The organism is Clostridium cuniculi (assembly GCF_004353185.1).
Classification (GTDB): domain Bacteria; phylum Bacillota; class Clostridia; order Clostridiales; family Clostridiaceae; genus Clostridium; species Clostridium cuniculi.
The window spans coordinates 22,483-28,944 of the sequence record NZ_SMUS01000045.1 but is presented as its reverse complement, the minus strand read 5'-3'; the positions used below and the strand labels follow the sequence as shown (position 1 = coordinate 28,944).

The following is a 6,462-nucleotide window of genomic DNA, read 5'->3' as shown; positions in this document are numbered from 1 at the left end:
AAGGTGGAATAATAATGAAACATTGTAAAACATCAGTTAATCTAAAACGTTTACTATCATTTTTAATCTTATTTCTATTAAATCTTACTTTTGTTAATCCAACAACTACTAATGCCTCATCACTAAGTACTTCTAGAATATCAGTTCATGATCCATCTATTGTAAAATCTAATGGTAAATATTATATTTTTGGTACTCACTTATCTAATGGAGTTTCATCTAACCTTACTTCATGGGATAGTATTACTACAAATGTCAATACAGATTATGAAACTATTTTTTCTGAATCCTCAAAATGGTCTTCTAAAGGTAGTAGCTCTTATGAACTAAAAAATAACCTTTGGGCTCCTGACGTAATATATAACACTACTATGAAAAAATGGTGTATGTATATGAGTGTAAATGGCGATAATTTTTATTCTTCTATAGCTCTAGCTACATCAGATAATATTGATGGTCCATATACTTATTCAGGAAGTATTGTTTATTCAGGATTTACTAATAATTCTGAAGCAAATTCTACAGATTATCCTAAAGTTATGGGAACAAATTCTGTTAATAGTCGCTATATTTCTAATGGAAAATGGAATTCCTCCTATGGTCCTAATGCCATTGATCCTTGTGTATTATATGATAAAAATGGTGACCTATGGATGTCTTATGGTTCATGGTTTGGCGGAATATTTATGTTAAAATTAGATAAAGAGACTGGATTAAGAGACTACTCTACAACTTACTCAACTACAACTAATGTATCAGATCAATATTTTGGAATTAAAATATCTGGTGGTTATGGTGGTACAGGTGAAGGCTCTTATATTGTTTGGGATGAAGAATCTGGATACTATTATCTTTATGAATCCTATTGTGGATTAGATGCAACAGATGATTTTAGCGGATATCATATTCGTTTATTTAGATCTAAAAATATTACTGGACCATATGTTGATGCAAATGGCAATAATGCAATTTGTACAAACAGTAATGATGACCAATCAATAAAAGGAATTAAGCTTTTTGGTAATTATAGCTTGTCATCATTAAATTCGGTTAGTAACTCAGAACTTAGCAAAAGTGGTTATATGTCAGGAGGTCATAATTCCGCCTTTATTGATGATGATGGCTCAAGATATCTTATATATCATACAAGATTTAATACTGGTGATGAATCACATCAAGTAAGAGTTCATCAACAGTTCTTAAATGAAGATGGTTGGCCTGTAACTGCTGTCTACGAATATTTAGGTAGTTCTATTTCAAAAACTGGATATTCCTCTAATGATATTGTTGGAACTTATGATTTTATTAACCATGGTTTAAATGCTACTACTACATTTACTAATATGCTACCTACTTTTAAAGTTTCATTAAATTCAGATGGTACAATTACAGGCGATTACACTGGTACCTGGACTAAAAAATCTGGAAGTTACCAATGTACTATGGTAGTTGATGGTGTAACTTATAAAGGCGTTTTCTTTAAACAATACGATGAATCCTCCTCTCATAAAGAAACAATGACTTTTTCCTTAATAGGTGAAAATAACAAATCTATCTGGGGATCAAAAACCTCAAATTCTACAATATCATCAACTGAGGTATTAGATGGAATTTATTATATAAAAAATATTGCTAGCGGTTTATATTTAGACATAACTAATGGCTCAACTACTGATGGTACTAATGTTCAACAATGGGAATTAAATGGTTCTGACGCTCAAAAATTTAAATTAGTTTCTGATGGAAATGGCTATTATTCAGTTTTAACTGGTGCTTCTAATTATCAAAGTTCCCTAGATGTATTAAACGGTAATACTGCTAATGGTACTAATATTGAACAATGGACGTACTGGGGTGGTGATATGCAAAAATTTAAGGTTATTGAAGTCTCTTCTGGTAAATATGTTTTCTTTACTAAATCATCTAATAACGAATCTTGCATGGATTTATATAATACAAGTTCAGAACTGGGTGTAAATATTAATCAATGGGCTTATTGGGGTGGTAATGGCCAGCTTTGGTCATTAGAATCTACTACTACCAATTTAGATGGAACTTATTTATTACAAAATGTTGCTAGTGGATTATATTTAGATGTTACTGATGGCTTAGCTACTGATGGTGCTAATATTCGTCAATGGGACTTAAATAACTCTCATGCCCAAACCTTTAAACTAGTTTCTGACGGTAGTGGCTATTATTCAATTTTAACAGCTTCCTCAAATTATACTAGTTGTTTAGATGTAGTTAATGGAAATATTGATAATGGTACTAATATTGAACAATGGACATACTGGGGTGGTGATATGCAAAAGTTTAAACTTATAGAAGTTGCAAATGGTGAATATGCATTTTTAACTAAATCTTCAAATAATAAATCCTGTATAGATTTATATGAAAGTAGTCCCTCTCCAGGTGCTAATATAAACCAATGGGAATATTGGGGCGGTAGCGGTCAACATTGGAGACTAATAAAAAAATAAATCTTATAAAACTTATAAGGTTGTATCTTTCGATACAACCTCTCTATTTGAATCTTCCCTTTTGCTTATAAATTTAATAATTCTCTCCAAGTATTTTGTCCAACAATTCCATCTTGTGATAATCCCTTTGATTTTTGATAACTAATAACTGCAGCCTTAGTTTGTGAACCAAATATTCCATCAATCCCATTAGTATTATATCCAAGTGAAACAAGCTTTTCTTGAAGTAACTTAGTTATATTCCCCCTATTTCCTTCTCTAAGTGTAGGACAACCAGCTAATGTTTTAAATCCCGCAATTCCATCTACTGCTTGATTGGAAAAACCTTGTGCATTACATTCAGCTTGAAGTCTACTTATCCAATTATCAGCTGTTGAAGTTTGTGTATTATTAACTCCGTTTGTTGATTCATCTGTATTACTAACTGATGTAGTTGTTTTATTTGATATAGCTTCAGCTATAGCTTTACCAATAGCATCAGGTCCAATCTTTCTATATAATGCAGCATCCTCAGTAGCCTCAACAAAACAAGTCTCAACTATCATTGATTGCATACTTGTATGCTTTAATTCATATAAGCCTCTTCTAATTTTTTGTCCTCTATTCTTAAATCCCAAAGCAGCAATAGCATTAACAACTCTCTTAGCTATTTCATGTTCAGAATAAACACATACCTCTGTTCCTAATGCTCCATTATAACTATCATAAGCTTTATTAAAATGAAATGATGCAAATAAATCAGCATTCCAACTATTTGCTTTATTAACCCCATATGCTAAGTCTGCACTTGAAGTACTTGTACTATCTGGAGGAGTTACGTCTAAAACTTCATGCCCTAGTTGTTTTAAATACTTTATAACTGCATCTTTAATTAATCTATCTTCTGTTAATTCATCCAATATTGCTCTTGCTCCTGGAACTTTTGGACAATGTCCACCTCTTACTGCTATTTTACTCAAAATTACCATCTCCTCAATATATATTATGAGGCTTACATAATATTGTTAATAAAAATAACCTTACTCAAACATATTAATGAAGAATAGTATTGCTACTTCTTAAACAAATAATATACTAAGAAAAATGAAGAAAACAAAAGCATATCAGAGTATTATACTAAGATTTAAAACTTTTTGATAATTTAAGCTATTTGATAATTATTATCTATTAATATATATTATCATTAAAGTAATTACTAATTAACCGAGGTGAATAACATGAAATTTATGATGGATATAAGAGAAAAAACTTCACTATTACATAGTGCAGCCGAAAATACAGGTTATATAAAAAAATTAGTTGATGGAACTGCTTCTGTTGAAGGATATGCTGAATACATATACAACTTAGAAAAAATGTATAAGGCTATTGAAGATGCATTAGATAAAAATGAAAACAATACTATTGTTAAACCATTTGTTACAAGAGAATTATATCGTTCAGAACTTATAAGAAAAGATTTGGAGTTCTTATTAGGTGATAAATTAAATTCAATGAAATTATTAGCTTCTACAGAAGCTTGTATTGCAAAAATTGAGGAATTATCACAAACTAAACCTGAACTTGTAGTTGCATATGCATATACAAGATTCTTAGCCGATTTATTTGGTGGTAGAACATTCCTTTCACTATTAAGTACAAACTATAAAATATCTAATGAAGGATTGAACTACTATCAATTCCCTGAAATTAATGATTTAAGAGGATATGTTATGAAATATCATAACATGTTAGCAGAGATTAATTTATCTGATGAAATGAAGGTAGATTTCATTAACGAAGTTAATAATGCTTATATTTATAATCTTGCTATCTCAAATGAATTAGAAGCTAAATTAAAATAAAACAATGCCCTTCAAACTCACATTTATTATAGATTTACAAACACAAAAATGATGCCCTATTTTAGAGCATCATTTTTGTATAAGTATAATTATAAACACATTTCTAATATTTTTTTAACATCAGCTTCATTTAATGGAACATAAGCATAATCTAAAGAACCATGTTCTACAGCCCCCCTAGCCATTTCATCAAAATGAGTTTCGTCAATATTAACTTCCTTTAAAGTCATAGGAATTCCACAGTCTTTAAAGAATTTTTCAGTTAAATCAATTGCCTCATTTGCTAAAGCAAACTTATCATCCTTATTTTCTAATTTCCATACATTTATTGCATAATCTACAAATTTATCTACTGTTTTTTCACTTAAAATATATCTCATCCATCTTGGAGTTACTATTGCAAGTCCTACCCCATGAGTTATATCATAAAAAGCACTTAATTCATGCTCTATTGGATGGCAAGTCCAAGCTCCTGGTTTACCACTACCACATAATCCATTAAGAGCCATTGAACTAGCCCACATTAAATTAGCCCTAGCTTCATAATTCTTAGGATCTTTTAAAGCTATTGGACAGTACTTTATACAAGTTTCTAATAATCCTTCTGAGAATTTATCTTGAACAAAAGCACCTTCTGTATTTTTGAAATAATTTTCAAATACATGCGACATTATATCAGCTGTACCTGCTGCTGTTTGAATACTTGGCAATGTGTATAAATACTCTGGATCTAATATAGATACTTGTGGTTTCATATTTATACTTGCAGTACCTAACTTTTCATTAGTGTCCATTTTGGAAATAACAGCATTTCCATTCATTTCAGAGCCAGTTGCTGCTAAAGTTAAAATTGTTACTATAGGTAAAACTTTATCTATTTTCTCTGGATTTGTTACTAAATCCCATGGATCTTTGTCATAAAAAGCTCCTGCTGCAACAACCTTAGCACAATCTATTGTACTTCCACCTCCAACTGCTAAAATAACATCAATATTATTTTCTTTACAAAGACTAACTCCTCTTCTTACAGTTTCAATTCTTGGATTTGGTTCAATTTTATCAAGTTCAATTATATTACAATCCTTTAATAACTTCTTAACATCATCATATATTCCATTTCTCTTTATACTTCCTCCACCATAAGCAAGTAAAACATTTTTACCATATCTATTTATTACTTCTGGCAATTTAGAAATTTGACCTTTTCCAAATAACATTTCTGTATAAGCTTTGAAATCAAAGTTTTCCATTTTTCATTCCTCCTTATAATATAAACCTTAATACTATTATTGACTTAACCTTTAAAGTAACGCAATATTATTTTTTATTGAAATACGCCATATTTTTTTATTAAAGCAAAAAAAAGTGGTAAATACCACCTTTTTAGTTAGAATTACTTCCATTCATATTAATTGCTGTTTCAGGAATTTTTCCTACAATAATAGTATCTGAAACAGGTATTTGACAAGTTACTTCAACTTCTTTGCTATTAAAAGGTACCGCAATTCTCATTGTAGTAGTTAAATTTAGATATATTTTATGCCTAGTTTGATTTATTCCTGCACTTTCAAATTCTGATTCATAAGATGTAGTTATATTACCTACTTGTTGCATCTTAACGGTTATTTTAGGACCTATATTATAAAATATCACATTATTAGTTAAGTATCCTAATGGAATCTTAACTCCTAAATCTTCAAGTTCCGAAAGTCTTTCATCACATTTTAAAACAACTTGGGATGCTAAATAATTTTGCTTTACAGTATCTGCCCTTATCATTGTTATATTACCCTCAGCATCCTTTTCTATATCAATTATGTCATCGTACTTAAAACTTTCTGAATAGACATTTACGCTCTCTTCGTTCATAATTTTTACAGCTTCAGACTTTATTTTAGTCTCGCCAATATTAAGCACAATTGGCAATATTCTTTTCCCAAAAATGTATATTATAGAATTAAAGGCAATAATTATAATAAGCACTATTAGCAAATTTGAAGGTATTTTACATTGCTTAAATTTCATATTTCCATGGGGTTTAGGCCTCTTTGTATAATATCTCATACACTCACCTTAGTAGTTATTATTTCACTATTATAATTAATATGCTATAATTATATAGAATATTATATTAA

At 29.7% G+C, this 6,462-nt stretch carries 5 protein-coding genes; 2 read left to right on the top strand and 3 right to left on the bottom strand.

The genetic code is table 11. From position 1 onward, the window contains the following. Nucleotides 1-14 precede the first annotated feature (14 nt). Nucleotides 15-2,483 (top strand): RICIN domain-containing protein, encoded by a 2,469-nt coding sequence (locus EJJ37_RS17215; protein ID WP_133016722.1) that lies wholly within the window; start codon nt 15-17, stop codon nt 2,481-2,483. A gap of 65 nt (nt 2,484-2,548) precedes the next feature. On the opposite strand, the gene EJJ37_RS17210 is transcribed toward EJJ37_RS17215, so the two are convergent. After that, nucleotides 2,549-3,442, bottom strand: a complete 894-nt coding sequence (locus EJJ37_RS17210) for an N-acetylmuramoyl-L-alanine amidase (protein ID WP_243124915.1) — start codon at nt 3,440-3,442, stop codon at nt 2,549-2,551. A 258-nt stretch (nt 3,443-3,700) separates the two neighbouring features. On the opposite strand from EJJ37_RS17210, the gene EJJ37_RS17205 reads away from it, so the two are divergent. Further along, the gene (locus tag EJJ37_RS17205; protein WP_133016720.1) at nt 3,701-4,327 is read left to right on the top strand and encodes a biliverdin-producing heme oxygenase; all 627 of its coding nucleotides are present in this window, start codon (nt 3,701-3,703) and stop codon (nt 4,325-4,327) included. Between the two features lie 89 nt (nt 4,328-4,416). Here the strand turns inward: EJJ37_RS17205 and EJJ37_RS17200 are convergent, their stop codons facing one another. Together EJJ37_RS17200 and yunB are read right to left on the bottom strand one after the other, a co-directional pair. Further along, nucleotides 4,417-5,577, bottom strand: coding sequence for an iron-containing alcohol dehydrogenase (locus EJJ37_RS17200; RefSeq protein WP_133016719.1), 1,161 nt, complete (start codon nt 5,575-5,577; stop codon nt 4,417-4,419). A 133-nt stretch (nt 5,578-5,710) separates the two neighbouring features. Continuing rightward, nucleotides 5,711-6,391 carry a sporulation protein YunB gene (yunB, locus tag EJJ37_RS17195; protein WP_133016718.1) on the bottom strand — a complete coding sequence of 227 codons (681 nt, stop codon included), beginning with the start codon at nt 6,389-6,391 and terminating at the stop codon, nt 5,711-5,713. Nucleotides 6,392-6,462: the final 71 nt, after the last annotated feature.